This window comes from Litoribacter ruber (assembly GCF_018500185.1).
GTDB classification, from domain to species: domain Bacteria; phylum Bacteroidota; class Bacteroidia; order Cytophagales; family Cyclobacteriaceae; genus Litoribacter; species Litoribacter ruber.
Genome location: NZ_JAHBGI010000001.1, coordinates 440,584 through 464,170, shown reverse-complemented (window position 1 = coordinate 464,170; position 23,587 = coordinate 440,584). Strand labels below are relative to the sequence as shown.

General features: G+C 45.7%; 21 protein-coding genes. 15 read left to right on the top strand and 6 right to left on the bottom strand.

Annotated elements, in window-relative coordinates; genetic code table 11:
- Positions 1 to 129 precede the first annotated feature (129 nt).
- Complete coding sequence (locus KIH41_RS02045; RefSeq protein ID WP_214161323.1) at positions 130 to 786, bottom strand: Crp/Fnr family transcriptional regulator; 657 nt, start codon at positions 784 to 786, stop codon at positions 130 to 132.
- 148 nt (positions 787 to 934) lie between these two features.
- Here KIH41_RS02045 and KIH41_RS02040 point away from each other — a divergent pair, with 148 nt between their 5' ends.
- The 6 genes from KIH41_RS02040 to KIH41_RS02015 all read left to right on the top strand — a co-directional run bounded on the left by KIH41_RS02040 (position 935) and on the right by KIH41_RS02015 (position 4,948).
- Positions 935 to 2,014, top strand: a complete 1,080-nt coding sequence (locus tag KIH41_RS02040; protein WP_214161322.1) for a zinc-binding metallopeptidase family protein — start codon at positions 935 to 937, stop codon at positions 2,012 to 2,014.
- 2 nt (positions 2,015 to 2,016) lie between these two features.
- A complete protein-coding gene (locus KIH41_RS02035; protein WP_213945011.1) occupies positions 2,017 to 2,511 on the top strand; it encodes a VOC family protein in 495 nt (164 codons plus the stop codon).
- A gap of 73 nt (positions 2,512 to 2,584) precedes the next feature.
- Positions 2,585 to 2,782, top strand: a complete 198-nt coding sequence (locus KIH41_RS02030) for a DUF1059 domain-containing protein (protein ID WP_214161321.1) — start codon at positions 2,585 to 2,587, stop codon at positions 2,780 to 2,782.
- A gap of 161 nt (positions 2,783 to 2,943) precedes the next feature.
- Positions 2,944 to 3,327 (top strand): hypothetical protein, encoded by a 384-nt coding sequence (locus KIH41_RS02025; RefSeq protein ID WP_213945013.1) that lies wholly within the window; start codon positions 2,944 to 2,946, stop codon positions 3,325 to 3,327.
- Positions 3,315 to 3,749, top strand: a complete 435-nt coding sequence (locus KIH41_RS02020; protein ID WP_214161320.1) for a DUF1810 domain-containing protein — start codon at positions 3,315 to 3,317, stop codon at positions 3,747 to 3,749. The genes KIH41_RS02025 and KIH41_RS02020 overlap by 13 nt, the downstream gene beginning before the upstream one ends.
- Before the next feature lie 98 nt (positions 3,750 to 3,847).
- Positions 3,848 to 4,948: a glycosyltransferase gene (locus tag KIH41_RS02015; protein WP_214161319.1), complete on the top strand. Its 1,101-nt coding sequence runs from the start codon at positions 3,848 to 3,850 to the stop codon at positions 4,946 to 4,948.
- A gap of 142 nt (positions 4,949 to 5,090) precedes the next feature.
- Here the strand turns inward: KIH41_RS02015 and KIH41_RS02010 are convergent, their stop codons facing one another.
- Together KIH41_RS02010 and ppsA are read right to left on the bottom strand one after the other, a co-directional pair.
- Positions 5,091 to 5,846 carry an SDR family oxidoreductase gene (locus tag KIH41_RS02010; protein ID WP_214161318.1) on the bottom strand — a complete coding sequence of 252 codons (756 nt, stop codon included), beginning with the start codon at positions 5,844 to 5,846 and terminating at the stop codon, positions 5,091 to 5,093.
- A gap of 29 nt (positions 5,847 to 5,875) precedes the next feature.
- A complete protein-coding gene (ppsA, locus tag KIH41_RS02005) occupies positions 5,876 to 8,257 on the bottom strand; it encodes a phosphoenolpyruvate synthase (RefSeq protein WP_214161317.1) in 2,382 nt (793 codons plus the stop codon).
- A 266-nt stretch (positions 8,258 to 8,523) separates the two neighbouring features.
- Here ppsA and KIH41_RS02000 point away from each other — a divergent pair, with 266 nt between their 5' ends.
- Entirely contained in the window at positions 8,524 to 9,411 is an 888-nt protein-coding gene (locus tag KIH41_RS02000; protein ID WP_214161316.1) for an HAEPLYID family protein, read from the top strand.
- Positions 9,412 to 9,534: 123 nt separating this feature from the next.
- Here KIH41_RS02000 and KIH41_RS01995 read toward each other — a convergent pair whose 3' ends face one another.
- Positions 9,535 to 10,632, bottom strand: a complete 1,098-nt coding sequence (locus KIH41_RS01995) for a fatty acid desaturase family protein (protein ID WP_214161315.1) — start codon at positions 10,630 to 10,632, stop codon at positions 9,535 to 9,537.
- A gap of 195 nt (positions 10,633 to 10,827) precedes the next feature.
- On the opposite strand from KIH41_RS01995, the gene KIH41_RS01990 reads away from it, so the two are divergent.
- Both KIH41_RS01990 and KIH41_RS01985 read left to right on the top strand, forming a co-directional pair.
- Positions 10,828 to 11,646 (top strand): universal stress protein, encoded by an 819-nt coding sequence (locus KIH41_RS01990; RefSeq protein ID WP_213945020.1) that lies wholly within the window; start codon positions 10,828 to 10,830, stop codon positions 11,644 to 11,646.
- Positions 11,643 to 13,298, top strand: a complete 1,656-nt coding sequence (locus KIH41_RS01985; RefSeq protein ID WP_213945021.1) for a cation:proton antiporter — start codon at positions 11,643 to 11,645, stop codon at positions 13,296 to 13,298. The genes KIH41_RS01990 and KIH41_RS01985 overlap by 4 nt, the downstream gene beginning before the upstream one ends.
- On the opposite strand, the gene KIH41_RS01980 is transcribed toward KIH41_RS01985, so the two are convergent.
- On the bottom strand, positions 13,295 to 14,950 hold the full coding sequence (locus KIH41_RS01980) for a Na/Pi cotransporter family protein (RefSeq protein WP_214161314.1): 1,656 nt from the start codon (positions 14,948 to 14,950) through the stop codon (positions 13,295 to 13,297). The two genes, KIH41_RS01985 and KIH41_RS01980, sit on opposite strands and share 4 nt — an antisense overlap.
- A gap of 247 nt (positions 14,951 to 15,197) precedes the next feature.
- Between KIH41_RS01980 and KIH41_RS01975 the strand changes: the two genes are divergently transcribed.
- Both KIH41_RS01975 and KIH41_RS01970 read left to right on the top strand, forming a co-directional pair.
- Positions 15,198 to 15,509 (top strand): hypothetical protein, encoded by a 312-nt coding sequence (locus tag KIH41_RS01975; RefSeq protein ID WP_214161313.1) that lies wholly within the window; start codon positions 15,198 to 15,200, stop codon positions 15,507 to 15,509.
- Between the two features lie 44 nt (positions 15,510 to 15,553).
- On the top strand, positions 15,554 to 16,591 hold the full coding sequence (locus KIH41_RS01970; protein WP_214161312.1) for a TQO small subunit DoxD: 1,038 nt from the start codon (positions 15,554 to 15,556) through the stop codon (positions 16,589 to 16,591).
- A 26-nt stretch (positions 16,592 to 16,617) separates the two neighbouring features.
- Here the strand turns inward: KIH41_RS01970 and KIH41_RS01965 are convergent, their stop codons facing one another.
- On the bottom strand, positions 16,618 to 19,116 hold the full coding sequence (locus KIH41_RS01965) for a cation-translocating P-type ATPase (RefSeq protein ID WP_213945025.1): 2,499 nt from the start codon (positions 19,114 to 19,116) through the stop codon (positions 16,618 to 16,620).
- Between the two features lie 99 nt (positions 19,117 to 19,215).
- On the opposite strand from KIH41_RS01965, the gene KIH41_RS01960 reads away from it, so the two are divergent.
- The 4 genes from KIH41_RS01960 to KIH41_RS01945 all read left to right on the top strand — a co-directional run bounded on the left by KIH41_RS01960 (position 19,216) and on the right by KIH41_RS01945 (position 23,535).
- On the top strand, positions 19,216 to 20,562 hold the full coding sequence (locus KIH41_RS01960) for a DUF2254 domain-containing protein (protein WP_214161311.1): 1,347 nt from the start codon (positions 19,216 to 19,218) through the stop codon (positions 20,560 to 20,562).
- 89 nt (positions 20,563 to 20,651) lie between these two features.
- On the top strand, positions 20,652 to 21,092 hold the full coding sequence (locus KIH41_RS01955; RefSeq protein ID WP_213945027.1) for a UPF0158 family protein: 441 nt from the start codon (positions 20,652 to 20,654) through the stop codon (positions 21,090 to 21,092).
- A 12-nt stretch (positions 21,093 to 21,104) separates the two neighbouring features.
- A complete protein-coding gene (locus KIH41_RS01950; protein WP_214161310.1) occupies positions 21,105 to 21,914 on the top strand; it encodes a glycerophosphodiester phosphodiesterase family protein in 810 nt (269 codons plus the stop codon).
- A 43-nt stretch (positions 21,915 to 21,957) separates the two neighbouring features.
- Complete coding sequence (locus tag KIH41_RS01945; protein ID WP_213945029.1) at positions 21,958 to 23,535, top strand: M1 family metallopeptidase; 1,578 nt, start codon at positions 21,958 to 21,960, stop codon at positions 23,533 to 23,535.
- The last annotated feature ends 52 nt before the right edge of the window (positions 23,536 to 23,587 follow it).

Genomic DNA, 23,587 nt, shown 5'->3' with positions numbered 1-23,587 from the left:
GAAAAAAATAAAATTAAAAAGATTAGTCGGGTCATAATAAAACGTACCGTGGGTGAAACTTATCAACGGTACGCCAATCCAACCAGCATTTTTAGGCTTTTGTTTAACTTTTGACCTTTATCATAAGGGCTACTTACTAATCAATTCCTCAAAATCATCCCGGATGTAAATCACATTTCTTCCCAGCTCGATCCATTTTTTCTTTTCCAGCTGCTTGAGCAGTCGGGAAATGACTTCGCGGGAGGTGCCGAGTTCGTTGGCAATTTCCTGATGGGTGGTGTGGAGTTCATTGCCTTTGTATTGCTTCATCTTGGTGACGATGTAGCGCATCAGCCTTTCATCCATACGCTTGAAGGCCACCGCATCCAAGGCAACGAGCATTTCCTGAAAACGCTGCTGGTAGGTGCTGGACACAAAATCCTTCCACTGCTTATATTCATCCATCCACTTTTCGTGAAGCTGTACGGGAATGCCCAAAATGGTGGTGTTTTCCTCTGCTACGGCTTTGATTTCGCTGGGCTTGTGCGCACTGCAGCAGGTCAAAGACAAAGCGCAGGTCTCCCCAGGCTCCAGGTAATATAAAAACAATTCGCGTCCATCTTCATCTGTCCTCATCACTTTGATGGCTCCATCCAGCACGATGGGCACCATTTTGATAAACTGACCAGGCTCCATGATGGATTTTCCCTGTTCAAAAGTCATCAACTTGCCTTCTGCGTTAAGAGCGTTCAACAATTGCGGGTCTGTCAACAAGGGCAATTTTTCCTTTAGCGAATCTAATTCCATTTTAGTTTTAGGTTATTTTTTCAAAGAAAGGGGTTCACCTACTCTAAGTTAGTGATAAAAATCACACAAAGGGTATTCAAAAAGCTTTTATGGCCAAAACCATTTCAAGGGAATTTGCTTAATGATATGACAGCTATCCCTTTTACCTATGAGACTTTTTAAATGCCACAATTGCGAGCAACCGGTATATTTTGAAAACTTCCATTGCGCAAACTGTAAAGCCGAGCTCGGTTTTGACCCCAGAAATACTGGGATGAAGTCCCTGTCCCCTGTAGGGGAGTATTGGAACGACACGAGCACCGGCGAAACCTTCAAAAAATGCCACAACCATCAGCATGGCGTCTGCAACTGGCTTCTTCCAGCGGATAGCGATCAGTCCTTTTGCCTGGCCTGCTCCCTTAACCGGACCATTCCCAATCTCTCAAACCCGGAACACTTGGAACGCTGGACCGCCATAGAACAAGCCAAGCATAGATTAATCTATGCCTTGATCAGGTGGAACGTACCCGTAGTCAACAAATTGGAAAATGCCCAAGAGGGGCTGGTTTTTGATTTCAAATCGGATGAGGGCCTGCCTCCTGGGCAACGGGTTCTGACCGGCCATGCCGATGGGGTGATCACCATGAACATTTCCGAGGCCGACGATGTGGAAAGGGAAATGGCCAGAAACCAAATGGATGAGGTTTATAGGACAGTTTTGGGACATTTCAGGCATGAAGTTGGGCATTACTATTGGGACCGACTGGTGATGGGAAGTCCTTATCTGGATTCTTTTAGGGATTTGTTTGGAGATGAGCGCAAAAGCTATCAAAAGGCCCTTGATCAGCACTACGAAAACGGCCCCCCTCAGGATTGGAGGGAAAATTTCATCAGCTCCTATGCGACCATGCATCCTTGGGAGGATTGGGCAGAGACCTGGGCACATTACCTGCATATAGTGGATACTCTCGATACCGCCTTTTCATATGGGCTATCCATCCACCCCAACTTGGCCACAGACCATCCCGTGCTTTCCGGGAAGGCTGATTTTGATCCCTATTTGGAAAAAGATTTTGACCAAATTATCAAAAACTGGTTCCCCCTCTCCCTGATGATCAACAGCCTCAACAGAAGCATGGGCGCAAGAGATGCCTACCCCTTTGTCATCACCCCCACGGTACAGAAAAAACTGAAGTTTGTCCATGAGGTGATAAAAGGACAAACTAGTAGAACAGCCACCCTATTATAGCCATGACAAATTCTTATAAAATCCCCAGCCACACCCGTATTGGGCATGTGCACCTAAAGGTTTCCAATTTGCAACGGGCCATGGATTTCTACTGTGGACTGTTGGGGTTTGAGCTGCAGCAAAAATTTGGGGAGGAAGCAGCTTTCCTTTCCGCAGGAGGGTATCACCATCACATAGGCTTGAATGTCTGGTTTAGCAAAAATGCCAGCGCGGCTCCCCGCAATGCTCCGGGGCTTTTCCATACGGCCATTCTTTACCCTACACGAAAAGATCTAGCGCAAATTTACCAAAGAATCAAGGAGACCGATTATCCCTTTACTGGATTTGCCGACCATGGTGTTTCTGAAGCTTTGTACCTCGACGACCCCGACGGCAATGGCGTGGAGCTTTACTGGGACCGGCCAGTCGAGGCTTGGCCCAAAACCTCCAAGGGGGAATTGGATATGTACACCAGGGCTTTGGATATCAACAGCTTACTTTCAGCAATTGAAAGTTAATAACTCACCAGCACAAATTGACTAAATCATTGAAAATGAGTAAATTTACATCATAACCAATCGCAAAATACTCATGGAAAAAGTCATTTATTGCAGAGATGTAGGTTTTGATTGCAATGGGGTGATCAGGGCCAAAAGCGAGGAGGAAGCAATGCAGCTTGCCGCCGAACATGCGACAACGGTTCATGGCGTGAAAGAAATCACGCCGGAGATGGTAACTAAGATCAAATCAGTGATGCAGGAAAACCCCGAAGGCCATGTGATGACCTAGGAAAGGATAAACTGAAAGGTTGGTGTTCAGCCTTTCTTTTTTTTACCCACTTGATTATCAATATTTTTCTTTTAGAACCAATCATTTTTACCCCTCGGCCAATCCGTTTTCCGTAATATATCCCTAAATTGAACACACCAATTAAACTACTAACAGATTTCATGAAAAAATTAATGACCGCACTGGCCTGTCTGATGATGAGCCTTTCAGCATTTGGCCAAACTGAGCTGCCCGTAAAGGGGGAGGTTACCGTGCACGAAACCGACAACAAGGGCAAGCATTTCTCCTATATACTAGTCAATGAGGGAGAGGAAACCCTGGAAGGCGGTTCCTATCGGGTATACCTAAAAGTCAACAAAAAGTACATCAGCTTTGACCGCGTCACTTCTGACTTGGAGCCTGGTCAGGCAATCCGATATGAAAGCAATGAGATTTTCATGAAAGATGAAAAAACAGAAGAGCTCAATTACCTTCTGGAACTGACAACCAAAAAACCCAAGAAGAGACATACCTTAGCCGAAGGTTTGGTGACATGGGACGAGTAGAGGATCCTTACCAGCTTACCCGCTTCCTTGAGGCCCAAGCCAGCAGTCTGGCCCAAGCCAAGAAAGAGCTCCAAAATGGCAAGAAGGTATCCCATTGGATGTGGTATATATTCCCCCAGCTTAAGCAGTTAGGACACAGTAGTACGGCTAAGTTTTATGGAATTAGGGACCTGGCTGAGGCCAAGGCTTTTTACCAGCATCCAGTGTTGGGTCACAATTTGCGGGAATGCTGCGAGCTATTGTTGCCTCACGGGCAAAGGACAGCTTACCAAATAATGGGATCTCCGGATGATTTAAAGCTTCGATCCTGCGTCACCTTATTCCTTTTGGCTACAGGAGACCTTATTTTTCAGCAGGTATTGGACCAGTTTTTTGATGGAAAAAAGGATGAAAAAACGGTGGCTTTTATAAAACAGGACTGAAAAGTTTGTCGAAATCCTCCCTGTTTTCAGCTTCCATTTTTGATAATTTATAGCTAAATTGCTGTAAGCTATTTTTTCCACCTTAATCATTTTTTTCAATGAAAAACGTAAACGTTTTTGTCGACCCCGCGACCCGCATCAACTACACTGCCTACTATTTGGTAGGCCTCTACGATTATTTCGGGCGGAAAAATGTGAGCTTTAAAAGAAGCCCCTTTTCACAGCTTTTTCAAAACCGTGAAAAAAATGATAATGGAGAGTATTTTAACTATACAGCATTTGTGGTGGAATCTGCCGGCAAAAGCACCAAATATATTATCGATTTTAGGGACAGCCCGGAAGTATATGAACACGCCTATCGCTGGTGTGACACCTACGCCAAAATCAACGTCAATTTGGATTACCTGAGTGGCAGAAAGGATATCTCTAAGCTGCTGTCCATAGGGCCAGGGTTTAGCATTCGCATATGGGGTAAATGGAAGACCTACTGGCACTGCCTGCAAAATCTCCGCAGGCTTAACTTCCAGCCGGGAATTTATTGGAAAACCTTTGTGAGGACCTATGAAAACCAGATGGAAAAATCCTATCTCAACCAATTTGTCAACCCACCTAGGCCAGTCAGCCCTAAAAGAAAGCCATACATTTTCACCATTGCAACCTTGTGGGAACATGCCAATTGCCAACTGGGCACCAACCACCTGAGAAAGCAATTTATGACCATATGTAAAAACAGTCCCTTGTGCAGCTTTGAGGGTGGCTTTTTCTTTTATAAAAAATTCAAAGGGGTGAAGGATTTCAAAGAGTTGAAAATCAAGAAATTTGTTTCCCACCCTGAATTTCTACAGAAAACCCATGAATCCGCGCTGGTATTCAATACCCCTTCAGTTTTTAATTGCCATGGGTGGAAACTGGGTGAGTTTCTAGCCATGGGAAAAGCCATGATTTCCAGCCCCATAATCAACGAACTCCCTGAACCTTTGCAGCATGGAGAAAACATTCATTTAATAGAAGATGAAAGCGAGATGGAGGATGCGGTAAACTATCTGTTGACCAATGAGGCCTATCGGAAAAAATTGGAAAAGGGCGCAAAAAAATACTACAATGACCATCTGGCCCCAATTAGGGTGATAAGCAATATAATAGGTAAAGCCCATCCGATAAAAGACCCGGTCACCATTCGTAAGGCCGTTACCAAATAGCCGAATCTTAAGGAATCCCCTCGGTCTTACCCGCACCGTGGGGATTCATTTTTTTGTCAATATAGGAAAGGAGGGATTTCCAAATCAATCTTTATAAAATTCATTATGAACACTCAGGCCACCACCACCCCTATTTACCATTTCACTGCGCCACCCAGCCCCCGTCCACGGCCAAGGCATGCCCGGTGACAAAGGATGACCTCTCCGAACAAAGCCAAAGCACCGCATCGGCCACCTCTTCCGGCTCGCCCAACCTCCCGATGGGTTCGGCGGATTCAAATTGCTTTTCCACCTCCTTATTTTTTCCGGTGAAGCGGTCAATCATGGGGGTTTTGATCACCCCTGGGCAGACAACATTGATCCGTACGCCGGACTTTGCGTATTCGAGTGCGGCATTTTTGGTCAAGCCTATCAGTCCATGCTTGGATGCCACATAAGCGGGTATACCGGGAAATCCAACCAATCCCGCAATCGAGGCATTGTTTACAATGGCCCCGCCCCCGTTCTGGATCAGGTGGGGCAACTGGTACTTCATGCACCACCATACCCCTTTGAGATTTATTCCGAGGACTTTGTCCCAGTTTTCATTGGTGCAGTCGATCACTGGAGCGGTCAATCCTTCCACTCCGGCATTGTTGAAGGCATAATCAAGGCGGCCGTAGTGACTGATGGTCTTTTCCACCTTATTCTTGATATCTTCTTCACTGGACATATCCCCTTTAATGAAAATACAATCCCCGCCTTCATTTTTGATCTTATCCACAGTTTTTGAATCCTCCACCCAGTCGACCACCACCACCTTGGCCCCCTCTCGGGCAAAAGCTATGGCCGTGGCTTGGCCAATACCGAAACTCCCTCCGGTGACCAAAGCGACTTTATTTTCAAAGTTCATTTTCATGTGAGTATCATTAAGTTGAAAAGTATGATTTATGCAGGTTTGCTGACCTTATCCTCAGCGATCTTGATGTTTTCTATGCCTCTGAACAAGGCATCCGAACTGAAGGAAATGCTGTCAATGCCTTCCTCCACTAAAAACTGGGCAAACTCCGGATAATCACTTGGGGCCTGCCCACAAAGACCTATTTTTACCCCAGCTTTTTTGGCACTGCGGATAACTTCTGAAAGCATGCGCTTCACCGCGGCATTGTTCTCGTCAAAAAGCTCGCTGATGGTGGCGGAGTCTCGGTCTATCCCAAGAGTGAGTTGCGTGAGGTCATTGGAACCGATGGAGAAACCGTCAAATATCCGCGCAAACTCCTCGGCCAAAATCACGTTGCTGGGGATCTCGGCCATCACGTATACCTCAAGACCGTTGTCACCTCGTTCAAGGCCAAACTCTTTCATGGTCTCCAGCACCTTTTTGCCCTCCTCGATTGTCCGGCAAAAAGGGATCATCACTTTTACATTGGTAAGGCCCATTTCATCCCTGACCACTTTCATGGCCTGGCATTCCAGTCCAAAGCCTTCCCTGTACTGGTCATTGTAGTACCGAGAGGCTCCCCGGAATCCCAGCATGGGGTTTTCCTCATGGGGCTCGAAACTTTTCCCCCCGATGAGTTCCGCATACTCATTGGTTTTGAAGTCACTCATTCGGACGATGACATCCTTGGGATAAAATGCGGCTGCAACCATGGCCACTGCCTCCGAAAGGTTTTCTACGAAATATTTTTTCTTATCATGATAGTGTTGGGTGATGGCCTGAATAGCTCTCTTATCGTTGTTGTCATCCAGTTCCCCAAACTTCACCAGCGCCATGGGATGGATCCGGATGCTGTTGGCAATTATGAATTCCATTCTCAACAGGCCCACTCCTTCATTGGGATAAAAAGACAACCTGAAGGCTTTTTCGGGATCTGCCAAAATGAACATGGGTTTAGTCCGGGTGCTCTCCAAGGCTTCAAAACTGACCTCTTTTTCTTCCCAATCGAGTTTACCGTCATAGATATGGCCCTCGTCGCCCTCTATGCAGGAAACGGTGATTATTTGCCCATCATACAGCTTCTGGGTCGCGTCACCTGTTCCGACCACAGCATGTATTCCCAATTCCCTGGCCACAATGGAGGCATGGCTGGTCCGCCCCCCCTTGTTGGTAACGATACTTATCGCTTTCTGCAACATATTGTTCCAATCGGGATTGGTGATGTCAGCCACGATGATGTCACCTTTCTTAACCTTTTTGGCATCAGCCACGGAATGTACAATACAAACCCTTCCGCTGGCGATGGACCGCCCAACAGCCTTGCCCTTACAGATCGGCTCAGCCCTTGACATAAGTTTATACTCCTTCCCGGCCACCTTTTTGGCCTGCCTATGAACGGTCTCCGGTCTAGCCTGAACTATGAAAAGCTCCCCTGTCAACCCATCCTTGGCCCACTCAATGTCCATGGGGAGGTTATAATGCTTTTCAATAGCAGCGGACCACTGGGCAAGGATTTCCACTTCCCTGTCCTGCAGGGAAAAAATCCCCCTTTCAAAAGGCTCGGTTTCGATATTGGTGATGGGCCGCTCAGCATTTTCGGCATACACCATTTTATGTTCCTTGGAGCCCAGTTTGCGGTGGATGATGCTTTTCATGCCCTTTTCGAGGGAGGGTTTGAAAATATAGAATTCATCGGGATTCACCGCTCCCTGCACTACATTCTCTCCCAGTCCCCAGGAAGCCGTAAGGTAGATTACTTTTTCAAACCCTGTTTCAGGATCGATGGTAAAGGCCACTCCCGCACTTCCAAGATCTGATCTCACCATACGTTGTACCCCCACCGAAAGGGCCACCTGCATGTGGTCAAACCCGTTGTCAATCCGGTATTTGATCGCCCTGTCGTTGAAAAGGGACCTGTAGCAGCGTTTCACCGCATCCAGCAGTTCGCTCTCGCCTTTGATGTTGAGAAAGCTGTCATGTTGGCCGGCAAAACTGGCGGTGGGAAGGTCTTCGGCCGTGGCGCTGCTTCTTACGGCGACAGATATATCCTCTTGACCGAGGAGTTTACGGTAAGCCTCCAAAATTTCTGTCTTGAGCTTTTCGGAAAAATTGCCCGATGCCATGAGTTCCCGGCATTTGGCCCCAACCTCCTGGAGGTTGCCCAGCCCCTTGCTGTCCAGTTGCTGGAGTTGGCGGGAAAGACTTGCGTCAAGCCCGTTTTCATGGAGATAACTTCTAAAGGCATCTGCCGTGGTGGCAAAACCGTCAGGAATGTTGACTCCAAGCGGAGCAAGTTCGTGGATCATTTCTCCGAGGCTGGCATTCTTGCCACCGACCAGGGAGACGTCGCTGTTGCGGATTTTTTGAAAGGAGATGGTCAAAACAGTCATGTCTTTGGGATATTTGACAAATAAAAATCCGGCACAAAAAACTCATCGTAACCTTTTGCTTAACAACACCTTAAGTTAGCAATTTTATGGGAGATCTTTATTTTAAACTGACATAAATTTTCCATAAACCCTCTCAAAAGCTTTGCAAATCACCTCTCTTATATAGTCTTGGATGCCAACAAAAAAACCTACGGAAATTAATAATTTTTAACAGGAGAAATACTTAAGCATTTCTATATATTTGCGCGCTTAATTTTATGAAAACTATGAAAAAACTCATCCTCTTAGTGGGGTTTCTCCTTCCGTTTTTCTCTATGGCACAAACGGATAGAGACAGCTTGAGGCAAGAAAACCTTGTTTTGGACAGCTTATTTATATATGAGGTGGAAAATGTAAAAGGGGAAAAGCCTAAGGTACTCCATGCCGAACCGCTATATATAGATTTGATCCGTGACCTGGGTGCCAGAAAGGGCGAAAAGGAGTGGAACGTAGGGATGGGCATGAAAGCCGGCCGGCATTACAATGAGTTTGAAGCATTGGTAGAGTACGAATGGGCGCCGATCGATAGGCTTGGTTTTGAGATTGAACTTCCCGTAACCATGTACAGCCAACCGTTGAGTATGGCCAATTCGGACGTGCGCAAACCATCCAACAGGCTAGAAAGCTTGAAACTGGCTACTCAGTGGTCATTCCTGGTTTCGGAAAAGCACAACACCACCTTGGCGCTGGGATATATCCATGAATTTGAATTGACAGATCTGGATAGGATGGGCAGGGAAAAAGCCTATCAGGGCAACATCTACAACCCGTTTTTTGTAGCGGCAAAAAGGTGGGGTAGGAATTACCATACCCTCATCTATACAGGACCAAAGTTTATTCAGGAGTTCCACCACAAGGGAACCTATCAGGTGTTTGAGTTTAACACCAATCTACATTACATGATCACCGGCACCCGGAACTTCATCGGCCTTGAGATCAACAAGGAATTGAACCAGGGAAAACTGCTGACGGTGATGCGGCCACAGATGAGGCTCGCATTGGCCGAAAACCTGATGGTGGGCATCGTCTCTGGTATTCCCATCAACACGGAAATCCAGGGGCTCAGCTCCTTTGTGCGGATCATCTATGAGCCGGGCTTCAAGACCATGCACTAACTAGAAAACAGGCGATAGCAGCATGGCGATAGGCCTATTTTGAAGCCGATCAGATCTTATTAAGAATAAAAAAAACAGGCTGTAAAAGCCTGTTTTTTTTTCATTGTCATATTTTTTGCTTCCTTAATGGCTTAAACTTTCGTTTTGTGGCCGCCCCATTCTCTTCAGAAAATTTGCGTGGGACTTAAGCGCAGAGATAAAGGTTTTGTTCTCGTAATAGGGCAGGTCATGCTCCAAGGCCGTCTGCTTGACAATATCCGAAATGGCTGGGTAATGGATATGGCAGATTTTAGGAAACAGGTGGTGTTCGACCTGACAGTTGAGTCCCCCGCAAAGAAAGGTAGCTAATTTGCTTTTCCTGGCAAAATTGGCCGTTGTTCTCATCTGGTGTTGCGCCCAGGCCTCTTCTATGTTTTCGTTCTCCTCCGGCTGGGGGAAAGAGGTCTGCTCGACCAAGTGGGCCAATTGAAACACCAATCCCAACACCAGCCCCTCAGCAAAATTGAGTGCAAAAAAGCCGATTAGGTATTGCCACCAGGTGATATCCATAAATACCAATGGCAATATGATGAAAAGGGTGTAATAAATAAATTTGTAAAAAAAGAGATTGAAATACTCGATTGTGGGGTGGTTATTCTCATGTTGCCCGATCTTTTTCTGGAAAAATTTGAGATAATCTTTTCTGAAAAACCAAGACATAGAGGCCAATGCATATAGAAAAAAGGCATAGATGTGTTGGTATCGATAGATCGGTTTATGTCTTTCGATTGGGGACACCCTCACCATACCGGGAGCCACTTCCAGATCCCCGTCATGGCCTATAATGTTGGTATAGGTATGGTGGATTTTATTATGAGTGATATTCCAAATGTAAACGTTGGCCCCGATTATATTAAACAACAAGCCCAATGACTTATTGACCCATGGCTTGGAAGAATATGAGCCGTGCAGGGCATCATGACAGATATTGAACCCAATAAATGCCATGGTCATGCCCAGGCATATGGCCAATACCAATAAAAGGAAAAGGGGGAAGACCTGAAGAATAATTAGTAAGTAAAGAGAAATGAATAAAGTGATATATATCACCGTTTTGGCCACCATTTGAAAGTTGGCTCGTCTGGATATCCCATTTTTTTCAAAGTAGTGATCTACCCTGTTGCGGACAGTCAAAAAAAAACTTGAATTATTTGAATCAATAAATTTAAGGGGAGATTGCATGTAAAATTGTATGATGAATTATAAGAACAAATATATATGCATAAACATTACAAAAAAGTTGCTTATCGATAAATTAAATTAAGCCTGGAAAATTTAATTCACTAAGGACTGCCCTTAATTATAAAATAAAATTTCCATTTGAACTCCATTTTTAAAATTGTTAACTTCATATGGACTTTAACCACTTCAACTAATATGAAAAAGCGCCTGATCCTTCTAATAGATTTTTCGAAATTTTCTGAACCTCTGGTAAAGCTGGCGCATTTGCTGGCCAAACAGCTGGAGTCTAAAATCACATTAGTCCATCAAGTCCCTAGCTTGGTTCCTTCCCTATCAGACCTGGAAAGCAGAGAACAGCTGATCAGTCATGAAAAAGAAGCTGCCACCAGCAAAATGCTCGAACTTATACATACAGTCGGACTAGCTGAGGAGGAAGTTTCACTCTTGGTGACTGAAAAAAACCTGTCAAAGATTTTGAATGAGCGGTCTGTAATGGGACATGATGACATTGTCATGCTGGGCCTAAAAGGAACTGGATTTTTAAAAAAGCTATTGATCGGCAGCACGGTGACCAAAATCATTGAGGAAACCAACAAGCCTATCATTGCCATCCCCTCCAATCTGACTTCCTTTGAACCGTCCAAATTTGTAGTGGCGGTAAGCTACCGCTTTCCTGTCAATGAGGATAGTCTCCAACATATGCTTGAAACCTTCAAACCATTCCGGGTGAAGCTGGAATTTATCACCGTGGTAACCAAAAACGATAATCCTGACAGCAGCTCTGCATACTTGCTTTTGCTTGAGGAAAGATTCAGAGATTGGGGGGCCACCTATAAGATTTATCATGGAGCAGATGCTTTCAAAGAAATCAAATCGCACGTCCATGCCATTCCCAACTCCTACTTGGTAGCCCAAAAGGGAAGCCGGACGCTGAACGACCAGCTTTTCAGAAACTTTATGCTCAACGACCTGATTCACGATGGCTCTATGCCGCTTTTGATATTACCCAAATGAATTGGCTTTCCAGTTTAGCGGACAACCCTTTTTATGAATTTGCCATAATATTGTTTTTGGCGGCATTGATGGGCGGGCTTGGGCAACTGCTGAAGCAACCATTGATCGTGATGTTTATTGCCTTGGGCATCCTGGTTGGCCCTGCCTTTCTCAATGTGGTAAAATCAGAGGACAACATCCATCTGCTGGCAGAGATAGGCATCGTGATCCTGCTTTTTATCGTGGGGTTAAAGCTGGACCTGAGAATCATCAGCTCGATCGGAAAAATCGCCCTACTTACAGGGCTGGGGCAGGTTTTATTCACTTCCCTGATAGGTTTTTTTATAGGCGTGGCTTTGGATTTCTCCTACCTTCACAGTTTTTACATTGCCGTGGCCCTGACATTTTCCAGTACTATAATCATTGTCAAACTGCTTTCCGACAAGAAAGAAATTGATTCCCTACACGGGCAAATAGCGATAGGTTTTTTGATCGTGCAGGACATTGTGGTGATTTTGGTCATGATCGTCTTATCCGCCATGCGCCAAAGTGAGGGAGGCTCTTTTTGGGAAGACATGGGCAGCACGGTGCTGGCCGGGGCGGTTTTGGGTCTCTTGACTTTCATCGCAATGAAATTTATCATCCCCAGACTGAGTATTTTTCTGGCAAAATCTCAAGAACTTCTGACCTTGTTTGCCATTGCTTGGGCTATAGCGATGGCGGCCCTGGGTGACGCTATGGGTTTCAGTGGGGAGGTTGGCGCCTTTTTGGCGGGGGTCAGCCTGGCCTCCTCCCAGTTTAAAGACGTCATCAGCAGTAGGCTGATAAGCCTGAGGGATTTCCTTTTGCTGTTTTTTTTCGTCAATCTAGGGGCAAACTTGGATCTCGGCATTATAGGAAGCCAAATCCCCTCCTCCCTGATTTTTTCCGTTTTCGTACTCGTTGGCAACCCCATAATCGTTTTGATCATCATGGGAGTCATGGGCTATAGGAAAAGGACCGGGTTTCTGGCTGGGCTCACCGTAGCCCAAATCAGCGAGTTTTCCCTGATTTTTGCCGGCTTGGGACTGTCGGTGGGACATATTACTGAGGATGTGGTAGGGTTAATAACACTAGTGGGATTGATAACCATCGCATTGTCCACTTATTTGATCATCTATAGCCATCCCATCTACGATTTTATAGCCCCTGCCCTGAGTATTTTCGAAAAAAGACATCCGTATCGGGAGGCCGAGTTTGAAGAGGAAGTTCATGCCAAATATGATTTGATCATATTTGGGCTGGGAAGGTTTGGTTCCAATGTGGCAGACCTGCTTGATCAGTACCATGACATAAAATATTTGGCCATAGACTTTGATCCCATTGTGGTCAGGGAGTGGCGAAAAAAGGGCGATCATGTGATTTATGGAGACATTGAAGATCCGGATCTATTGGATTCCTTACCCTTAACCACGGCCAAGTGCGTGATCTGCACCGTCCCCAGCACGGAATTATCCATCAACCTAATCCATGCCTTGAGAAGGCAGGAATTTAAGGGGAAAATATACGTGACTGCCATGCATGAAAAGGATCTACGGATCCTGCAGGCCGAAAACCCCGACCAAGTCCTTCTGCCGCACCAGTTGGCAGCCACTTCGTTTTATCAAACCCTCATGGAGGAGGTGCAAGCTTAATTAGCCTCCACTTTTTCCGGTTGCGTCCTGAATTTCCAAAAATCTATGGCATTCCCCAGGTTGTCCAATGAGGTGGAAGTTTGCCGGATTACATTGGCCAAGGTGGATACTGGAAAGAGTTCGTGTTTGTTTTTTCTTAATTCCAAATGCAGGAAGGTATTGATTTCTTTGAGGGAGAGTTCATTCCCATATCGCCAAGCATTCAGGTTGTTAAAGGTCAAAGATCCGGCCTGAACCCTTTCTTCTAAGTCCAACAAACTATTTTTGAGCTGGTTTCTCAGCTTTTTCAAGATCTCTGTAGTGAGTGTATCCTCCGAATTTTCCATCTGTCGCAGGTTGTGTTGGATATCTTTGATGTCTTTGGCTGCAAAAATCATAGACCGTAAGCTGAGCATGAGATTGGTGAGGGACTCCGCCTCCCTCTCACTAAGCACCTCCTCCTGTAAGGAAACATGGTAGGCGGTAAGCTCATCCTCGATTACCTTGAGCTGGTTGTAATTTTCGATGGGGTCTTTCACTTCGCTGACAATCCTTCTCCATGTAGGCATTTTCTGCCGTTTTTTACCCGCCTGGAAAGTGCCAATTATAAAATCCACTGTTTTCTCAAAAGTCGCCGCCACCTCCTTTTCCACGGCCGAAACCGCCACCTCAGGTACCTTGGTAGACACGTTTTTGATGTAAAGGGTCTGACCTTTGGGTTCTGATTTCGAAAACCGGCGCTTGAGCCATTTTTCCAAAAGCCCCAGAAAAGGAAGGAATAGGAACACGCCTAGCAACTTGATAAATGTACTGAAGATCACCAAATCAATCAGCGCATCCTGAACTGGAAAGAGCATGAGGGTCAAGTTGATCAAATCCGCTATGAAGGCATAAATGATCAAGCCCGTGACCAAGTTGAAGAGCAGGTGTGCCAAGGCCAGGCGCTTTTTATCGGCCGCCCCGCCCATGGCTCCTATGGCCACGGTAATGGTGGTGCCAATATTGGCCCCCACTACCATTGCGGCCGCCTGTGTGAGGGTCACCACATCTGCATGCACAGCGGAGAGAATGATCACCATCATGGCCGAACTGGACTGGATCAGCGCAGTAACAATGATCCCAATGCCCAAGAACATCCACAGGCCATAATGCTGATATTGCTTAAAATCAATCTGAGTGGCAACCTCTTCAATGGCCACCTTCATGAAATCCAAGCCCAAGAAAAGCAATCCAAAACCTATACAGAAATAGCCTATGTTTTTCAGCACCGGCCGTTGCTGCAGAAAAATGACAGATAGGCTCCCCAATCCCAGAAAAGGTAGGGAAAAATCGGCCACACTTAGCTTAAAGCCCAAGGTAGCCACAATCCAAGCGGTAATGGTGGTGCCCAAATTGGCCCCCAAGATCACGCCTAGGGAACTGCGGAGATTGATGACTTTGGCTCCTAAAAACGCCAGCACCATTAGGGTCACCAAGGAGCTGCTCTGCAAAACCGCCGTGATCAAAGCGCCCACCAGCACCCCTTTCCAGGACTGGTCGGTCAGGCTTTGCAGCATTTTGCGGAAAGATTTCCCGGCAAGCTCTTTCAAGGCTGTCTCCAGTTGGCTCATACCAAAAAGAAACACCCCTATGCCGGCCAGGAACCGCCAAAAATCAAAACTTGGTTCTCCCATTAATCGTACAGCTTATAAGCAAATATAAGTAATGCCTACCAAAAACAGTCATTACCTAATTTTAGGATTAAAGAGTTGAGGAACTTATTCCTCTTCTATTTATTTATACCTTATCACAAAGATTTTTACCTTTGGGTAAACCTAGCTTCAAAAAATCAGAGCTCAAGATTTAAATACCGCCCATAAAAACCAAGCTTCAACGCTTCGGAGGATTTCACTTTACCTTTTAAGTGCGGTAATGCTTGTCATGGCCTGCAATAGCAGGAAAGCCATTTCGGAGTATTTTGAAGTCTCCATTCCCAAACCTCTTAACGTCACAAAGCCCATCCTTCAAAATGAGGGCTGCGAAATCCATGATGATTTGGCTTGGGGCGAAAAGGTTGAGGCCTTTGAGGTTTCGGAGCACCATGTAGGACTTGGTTTTGCAGAAGCAGCCCGGTCAACTTTTTCATTTAAGACCCTACAACAATTCACCCCACAATCCAATAATAATATTGGCTCATGGGCAAAACTCCCCTTATACATCTTATTTAAGCAATGGAAGTCTTGGCTGATGTAATCACCTTTTACAGCCAAAATTATTTGAACTTCTAATTGCATTAAATGAAATCACAAGAATTAAAATCTTATGACGGCCATTCCTATGAACTGGCTGGACTATTTTCCCTTGCCCTGAGATTAGTGGCCGGATGGACATACTTCTCTGCATTTTGGAGAAGGTTAGTTTTGGAAAACAAGCTCGACCCGGATGCCCCAGGCTACATTGGTGAGAAATTCAACCATTTCCTCCCCAATGCCTTGGGCATACAGCCTATGATTGAATATCTGTTGCTGAACCCCGATATTTTATGGATAGCCATGACTGTTTTCACCCTAGTGGAAGCGGTGGTAGGTCTACTTTTCATGCTGGGTTTATTCACCCGATTGATGAGTGTAGGGGTGTTTGGATTGGCAATGGGCATCTTGCTTGGCGCCGGATGGATAGGAACAACCTGTCTGGACGAATGGCAAATCGGCATTTTAGGGATTGCGGTTGGCTTTACCGTCTTTCTATCAGGCAGTGGCCGGTATTCTTTAGATTATTATCTAATGAAAAACCACCCCTCAATCAACGAGAAGCCCTGGTTTTCCTGGCTGGCCTCCGGTGTAATGCCGATCAAGGCCAATGTCTTGCACAAGCTGGTTTTGGGGGGCTCTTTGGCCATTTTATTTATAACCCTTCTAACCAACCAGGTTTTCCATGGAGGGGTTTGGGGAACACTTCACAACAAATCCGTGAAGCCTAAACTTGAGCTATCAAAACCACAGCTGGAAAATGGCAGCTTGGAATTTACCGTTTTCAGAGTGGAAGGTGTTGATGTATACGGCTCTTGGCTAATCGGAATAGCGCTAGAGGAGCCAAATGGCGAGGCGGTTTTGGAATTGGATGGCAAAGAGCTGGCAGCATTCCCGGAAAGTCAGATTGCCAATACTTATGTGACCAAAGTTAAACCAGGTGCCCACAGTTTGATCATTCCTTTAGGCGGCAAAGCACGTCTGCGGATAGAAGACACTAGCCTAACTTCATTGAATAAAAATGAATATAGATTGAGGCTAACGGATATCAGCGGTGCTGAATGGACTATCCCTGTATATAAGTAAAAGCATGAGGCCGGGCCAACCTGGCCTCATGTTATTTTATAAACCCTGCGCCAAAGTTTGAACCCCTCCACCCAAATCACCGAGGCAAACCCGACTGCTAATGTTTGAAGCAAAATAGCGGCATTTAGAGGCGCAAAGTCAAAAACATTTCTCAATGGCTCAAAGTACAAAGCAAGTCCCAATACCCCCAGAGATGCCAATAATATCAGCGGCATGAGCCTGTTAGAGTAGCTCAGTGTTTTGACAATCGAATAATAAAAAGACCTGTTGACCAAGGTAAGAAAAACATTGCTGAAGATGAGTGTGGAGAAAATAACGGTTCGCACCAAATGCTCACTTGCCCCGGCCTCTATATAATAATACCCAATTCCCAGACAGCCTGCCGTGATCACCAGCCCTTGGACTATGCTGATGGCCAATTCCCGCAGGGAAAAGAAAGTGCTAGTCATCTTCCTCGGTGGACGGTTCATGGACCCCGGCTCAATGGGTTCGTTTTCAAACACTATAGAGCAGGTAGGCCCCATCACCAACTCCAAAAAGATCACATGTATAGGAGAAAATATGGCAGTGAATTCCCAGAAAAACACCAAGGGAAGGGTAACTATCAGAATAATGGGGATGTGGATGGAAATGATATATTGGATGGCTTTTTTAAGATTTTCATAAATCCTGCGCCCCAATGCCACGGCATCCACCATATGGGCCAGATCGTCATCCATCAGAACCAGTGCAGCAGCTTTTTTGGCGATCTCAGTCCCTCTCAGCCCCATGGCCACTCCAATGTGGGCGGCTTTTAGCGCTGGGCCGTCGTTCACCCCGTCACCCGTCATGGCCACTATCTCCCCATTTTCCTTCAAGGCTTCCACTACTTTCATTTTGGCTTGGGGAAACATCCTGGAAAACAGCTTGGTGTTTTTGACTTTCTCCCGCAGTTCATTTGCATCCATACTTAGCACTTCGGTTCCGGTAAGGGCGGATGAGTGGTTTTTCATACCAATCAACTCAGAAATAGCCTGGGCCGTTTTGGCATAATCGCCGGTTATCATTTTTACCTCAATCCCGGCTTTGTAAAACTTGGAGATGATCTCGGGGATATTGGATTTTGGCGGATCATAGAAGCAGACCAACCCCAGGAATTCAAATTGGAAATCAAACTGGGTTTCTGGAAAGGCTCCCACCCAATGAGCCACCTTTCCCACTGCCAAAACCCTATACCCCCGATGGGTATAATCATCCACCACTTTCATGATACCTTCCTTTTCGGACAGGGTCAAATCACATTGCTTAACGACCCCTTCCACGCTGCCTTTGACGGCGATCTTCCTGTCTTGGCTGCCATTCTGAAATATGTGCGTCATAATAGGAGGCGTCCCTCCCAATGGGTATTCATGAACCATGTTATAGGCCCCTCTCATATCCACTTTTGCGGCCAATTGATAAGTTTTGTGGATAGCCTTTTCCATGGAATCAAATGGCAATATCTCGGAAGCCCAAAGACTATATTCCAGCACTTCATTAAGTTCGGCCTGTCCATCATTATATCTAAAATGCCTACCAGAAGCATGTTCATAAATGGCTGCCAACTCCATTTTATTTTCTGTAAGCGTCCCTGTCTTGTCCACGCAGATTACCGTGGCCGCCCCCAAGGTTTCCACGGTATAGGGACTCCGGGTAATGATTTGCTTTTTGTAAAGATGAAAAGCTCCCAGGGCCATAAATGTGCTGAAAGCCACGGGGATCTCCTCCGGCAGCACTGACATGGCCAGTGTGAGTCCCTGCAGAAGACTGTCCCAGATGTTCTCGGACAGGTAATAATTGAGCCCCCAAACAATAAAAAAAGCCACCGCTCCTATAGCCGCCATGCCGGTGACGAACCTGGAAATTTGAAGCTGAAGCGGTGTTTTGCTGGTTTCAATTCCGTGAAGGCTGATGCCTAGCTTATTCAAGGTGGTGTCCTTTCCCACCGCAGTAACTCTCCCCACACAGTTGCCTCCCAAAACCAAAGTTCCCTGGTAGAGGCTCTCCTTTTTACCATTGCCTGTCTTGGTTACGGGAAAGGATTCCCCCGTCAGGGCACTTTCATTGACCGTAAAATCATGGGACTCGATCACCTCCGCATCAGCGGGTATCAGATCGCCATCTTCCACCATCATAAGGTCATTTACCACCAACTGCTCACTTGGAATGGTGAGCAGCTCCCCTTCCCTGAAGACTTTGGCTTTTGGGCTGCTCATTCTCTTCAGCGCATCGATAGCATTTTGGCTCTTTCTTTCCTGAAAAAGGGAAATACCCGAAACCAACCCAATAGCAATCAACATGATAATACCTTCCTGATATTCTCCGAGAAAAAAATAAATGGAGGCTGCAGCCAATAATATCAGGAATATAGGCTCAAGCACAACCTCCTTAAGCAACTCCAACCAGCGCCATCTACTATCAGTTGGCATCAAGTTAGCTCCATGCTTTTCTCGGCTGGACAATACCTCCGCAGCATTTAATCCGGTGAATTGATGTAGCTGTTCCATTTCCTCAATAATTTACTGCTTATTTTTTGCATAAAAAATGAGGTAAACAACCTGTACGTATTTTATATTTAGTTTAAATAGGCCTATACCTAATCAGTAATGAAAACCAAACTGATATTTTTCTGGGAAATGATCAAAACAAGTTTTTGGTTTATACCCGCCCTTATTGTCAGTACGGCCATAGCTTTGGCCTTTTTCCTCATTCATGTGGACAGTAAGTATTCCATGGAGCCATTTGGCTTGTTTGATTATATCATTACGGAAGACGTGGATTCAGCCCGCGCCATTCTATCCACGATTGCTGGAGCGATGCTGAATGTTACCAGTATCGTATTTTCGATCACCTTGGTGGCGCTAACACTGGCATCTTCGGAATATGGATCGAGGCTGCTGAGAAATTTCATGAATGACCGGTTGAACCAAACGGTGCTCGGGGCTTATATTGCTACTTTTATGTTTTGCCTGCTGATTATGAGGGTGGTAAGAGAAGGGGATGGCTCTACGGATGAGTTTATTCCAAACATTTCGATTATCGCCACTTTAATCATTGCCTTGGCAAATATTTTCCTTCTTATCGCCTACATCCACCATATCGCTGTGATTATTCAGGCGGATAATATTATCTCAGATGTAAGCGACAAATTAAATAAAAGCTTAAACCATATATTCCCAACCAGCATCGGGAAAGAGAACCTCGAGCAGGACGAGACTTTTATCAATAAATACATACAAAAAATACCCTATAAGGATTTTGTGTATGCGGAAGAAAGTGGCTACCTACAGTTGATTAATGGCAATGATCTGATCAAGTTTGCAAAGAAAAACGACCTGATTCTGGTAGTGAAGTTCCGCCCCGGGGACCTGATTGTAAAAGGAAGCGAGCTGGTGCAGGTTCACGCCAACAAGATTTTGGAAGAAGGGCAGGCCGATGGCATCCGAGAGTCATTTGTGATCAGCCATGCGCGTACCCCAACGCAGGATGCCCAATTTGCCATCCACCAGCTGGTGGAAGTTATTGCCCGTGCCCTTTCCCCGGGTATCAACGACCCCTTTACCGCCATCACCGCCTTGGACAAGTTGATATCGAACCTGAGTGAGCTGGCTGATAAAAAGTTTCCTTCTCCATACCGATTTGATGAAGGGGACCGTTTACGCTTAGTGGTCAAATGCCTTGACTTTTCAGGAATGGCAGATGCTGCCTTCAATCAAGTGCGACAATATGGAAAAGAAAACCCTTCCGTTTTGATACGTTTGATGGAGGGCTTGAGTATAGTCAACAAATTTATAAAGATGAAAGACCGAGAGGAAGTCATCTTAAAACATGTCCATATGGCCATGAGGGCCGGTGAGGATTCCTTTAGCGAGCCAGAGGATTTGAAAGACCTTCGGGAAAGGTATAATAGGGTATTAAACCAACCTCCCCACGACCCCTCTGAGGGCGATTAAGTTAGATAACAATTAAATTACAAGTAGTTGGTTTGAAATTTATTCCCAACTGATTAATTTTCCGAAAAATAACCCATCCAATAAACGTAATGCTTTCCCTTACCAATCCAGAAAAACAAAAAATCGCCGGATTCTTAATCAAAGGTTTGATTTGTTTCTACGAAATTGATTCCAAGAAAATCTACTCCTTGCCTGACGATGAAGACCATTTCAGCTACGACCTGACGCCCGAGGAGGAGGATATTCTGGACGAAATCGAAGAAGATCCGGACAATTACGTGGAGTTTGTCAAAATGGAGCCTTACCATGAGAGTTTGATCATGGAGGAGTTTGCCGACCGCCATGTCAAAGAACGCTCCATGCAAGAGGATTTATTCAATGCCTTGGCCAAAACTAAAGCCACTTCCAGTTTCCGCGTGGTGCTGGAAAACTCCCCTCAATATAAGGCGAAATGGAACGAATATCTGCTATCCAAATATATCGACTGGGTGCAGGAACAGCTGGACAGCCATAACATCATGGAAAACTAATTTCTCCCTCTGATGCTAAAAAACCTGTTCCCCGTTCTTTTCCTGCTTCTTTCTTTCCAGGCGTATGGGCAGACTCTGCGTGAACTGCTCTCAGAGCCAACCCCCATCATTTGCAGCCACAGGGGTGTAATCCATCCCGACAAGGTTGAAAATAGCCTTTCCAGCATGGAAGAGTCCCTCCAGGCTGGAATCAAAATGCACGAGATAGACATTATGGAGACCAAGGACGGGGAGCTGTATATTTTGCATGACAAAACCCTGGACCGCACCACCAATCTCCAAGGTAAAATCTCGGAAAAAACCGCACAGGAACTCCGTCAAGGCAAGCTACTAAACACTGAGGAGTCCATTCCAAGCTTTAAAGACGCATTAAATTGGGCAAAAGAGAACGATGCCTTATTGATGTTAGATGCCAAGGAAGCACCTGTCCAGACTATCATGGATGCGGTCAAGGCTGCTGAAATGATGGAAAAGGTGATGATATTGACCTTTTCCCGAGAGCGGGCCGCTGAGGCTTTTGATTATGATCAGCCCTATTATGTCTCTGTGCTGATCACCTCTGAAGAAGATATCTCTTATTACCAAGAACTTGCGACAGACCCTTCCTACATGATCGCATACATTAACAAGGCCGCTGATCTGGAGCTTTACAACAAGGTGCTGGAAGCCGACGTACCTATCGTCACCGACACCATGGGGGAGCTAGATTTGGCTGCCTATGAAGAAGGATTACAGGTTTTTCGTGAGTTTTATGAGCAAAGAAAACCAAGCATAATCGTAAGCGACTACCCTCTTTTGGTGCAGGAGGCAATTTTGAAATAGCAGTTTTGAAAGGAAATGCGTAACTTTTCACAAAAGACATTTTATGAAAAGACTACTTTCCTGCTTGATACTTTTCCTATCTATCCAAACCCTTCACGCCCAAGACTCATGGACCTGGGGTGGGCCCTCAGATCCTCTTCAGGCTAAATATGAAGTGGAACACTATACGCTGAAGCTGGAATTTTTCCCTGAAACACAGGAAATAGCCGGAAGCAATACCATCAAATTCACCTGTCCTGGAAAACTGGACACCCTTAGGCTGGACCTGATTGATAATTATAAAGTGTCAAAGGTTCTGGTTTACGAGAAAGAAGTGGATTTTTCCCATCAAGAAGATATTTTGGATATTTATATCCCCGACGGCTGCGCTGAGGAGGTTACCGTATTTTATGGCGGCAAGACGCCCATTGCTCCGAATCCACCTTGGGTAGGCGGATTTACCTGGACCACAGATGAAAGCGGCAACCACTGGATGGGCTTGTCTAGCCAAAATGAGGGTGCAAAAATCTTCATGCCGGCCAAAGACCACCCTTCTAGTGAGCCCAAAAATGGCGTGGACCTGTACCTCACGGCCCCCTCCCCCTACTTCATCGCCTCCAACGGCCGGTTAACCCAACAAGAGGAAGCTGAAAGAAAAACCACGTATCACTGGACCAGCAGCTACCCCATCAATAATTATAACATCAATTTCACCCTTGGCAAATTTCACAAGGAAAGTAAGGAGTATGCTTCCATAGATGGAAATCCCATTCAGATGGAAGTTTATGTGTTGGAGGAAAATAAATCCCAGGCTCCTATGCTCTTGAAAGTTTTGGAGAATAGCACTCGCACCCATGAGTATTATTTTGGTGAATTCCCTTTTCCAGATGATAAAGTCGCTGTAGTGGAAACGCCTTACCTGGGCATGGAACATCAGACTATCAATGGGTATGGCAACAATTTTCAATTTGTGCCCATGGGGGATGAGTTTTATGATTGGCTGCTACACCATGAGCTTGGCCACGAGTGGTGGGGAAATAAAGTCAGTGTGAGAGATTGGGCCGATTTCTGGATCCATGAGGGCTTCACCGCTTATGGAGACTGGCTTTTTTACCTCAAACACGGCGGAGAGGAAGCCTATCAGCAGAAAGTACGTTCAGTCAGAAAGGATATCCCCAACAGCCAGCCAATTGTAAAAGGCACCAATCTCACAGCCGAAGAAGCCTACCATCCCGAAATTTACACCAAAGGGGCTTATATACTTCACAGCTTAAGGTTTTTTGTCGGGGATGAGCTCTTCTTTCCAATGTTGAAAGCCCTAGCCAACGACGAGCGCTTTATCTACCAAAACAGGACTACCACGGATGCAGTGATTGAATTTATGGAAACTTATAGTGAAAAGAGCCTTAGAGCATTTTTTGACCTCTATCTATACACCACCGACCTGCCTGTGGTGAAAGTGAAAAAGAAAGGCAAAGGAGCATACCATGTCAGCTTGGACAATATAGATTTCAAGATGCCGGTGGAAGTGCAAACGGATGAGGGCATCAAAACGGTCGAACTTTCCAAAAAGCCCACCACCATCCGTAGCAAGCAGGCTCCTGAAGTGGATCCAAAAGGGTGGTACTTGCTCAAAAAATAGGATTAACCTCGGATAATCAATTCATCCTCCTCGATGGGCAGGTCGATACTTG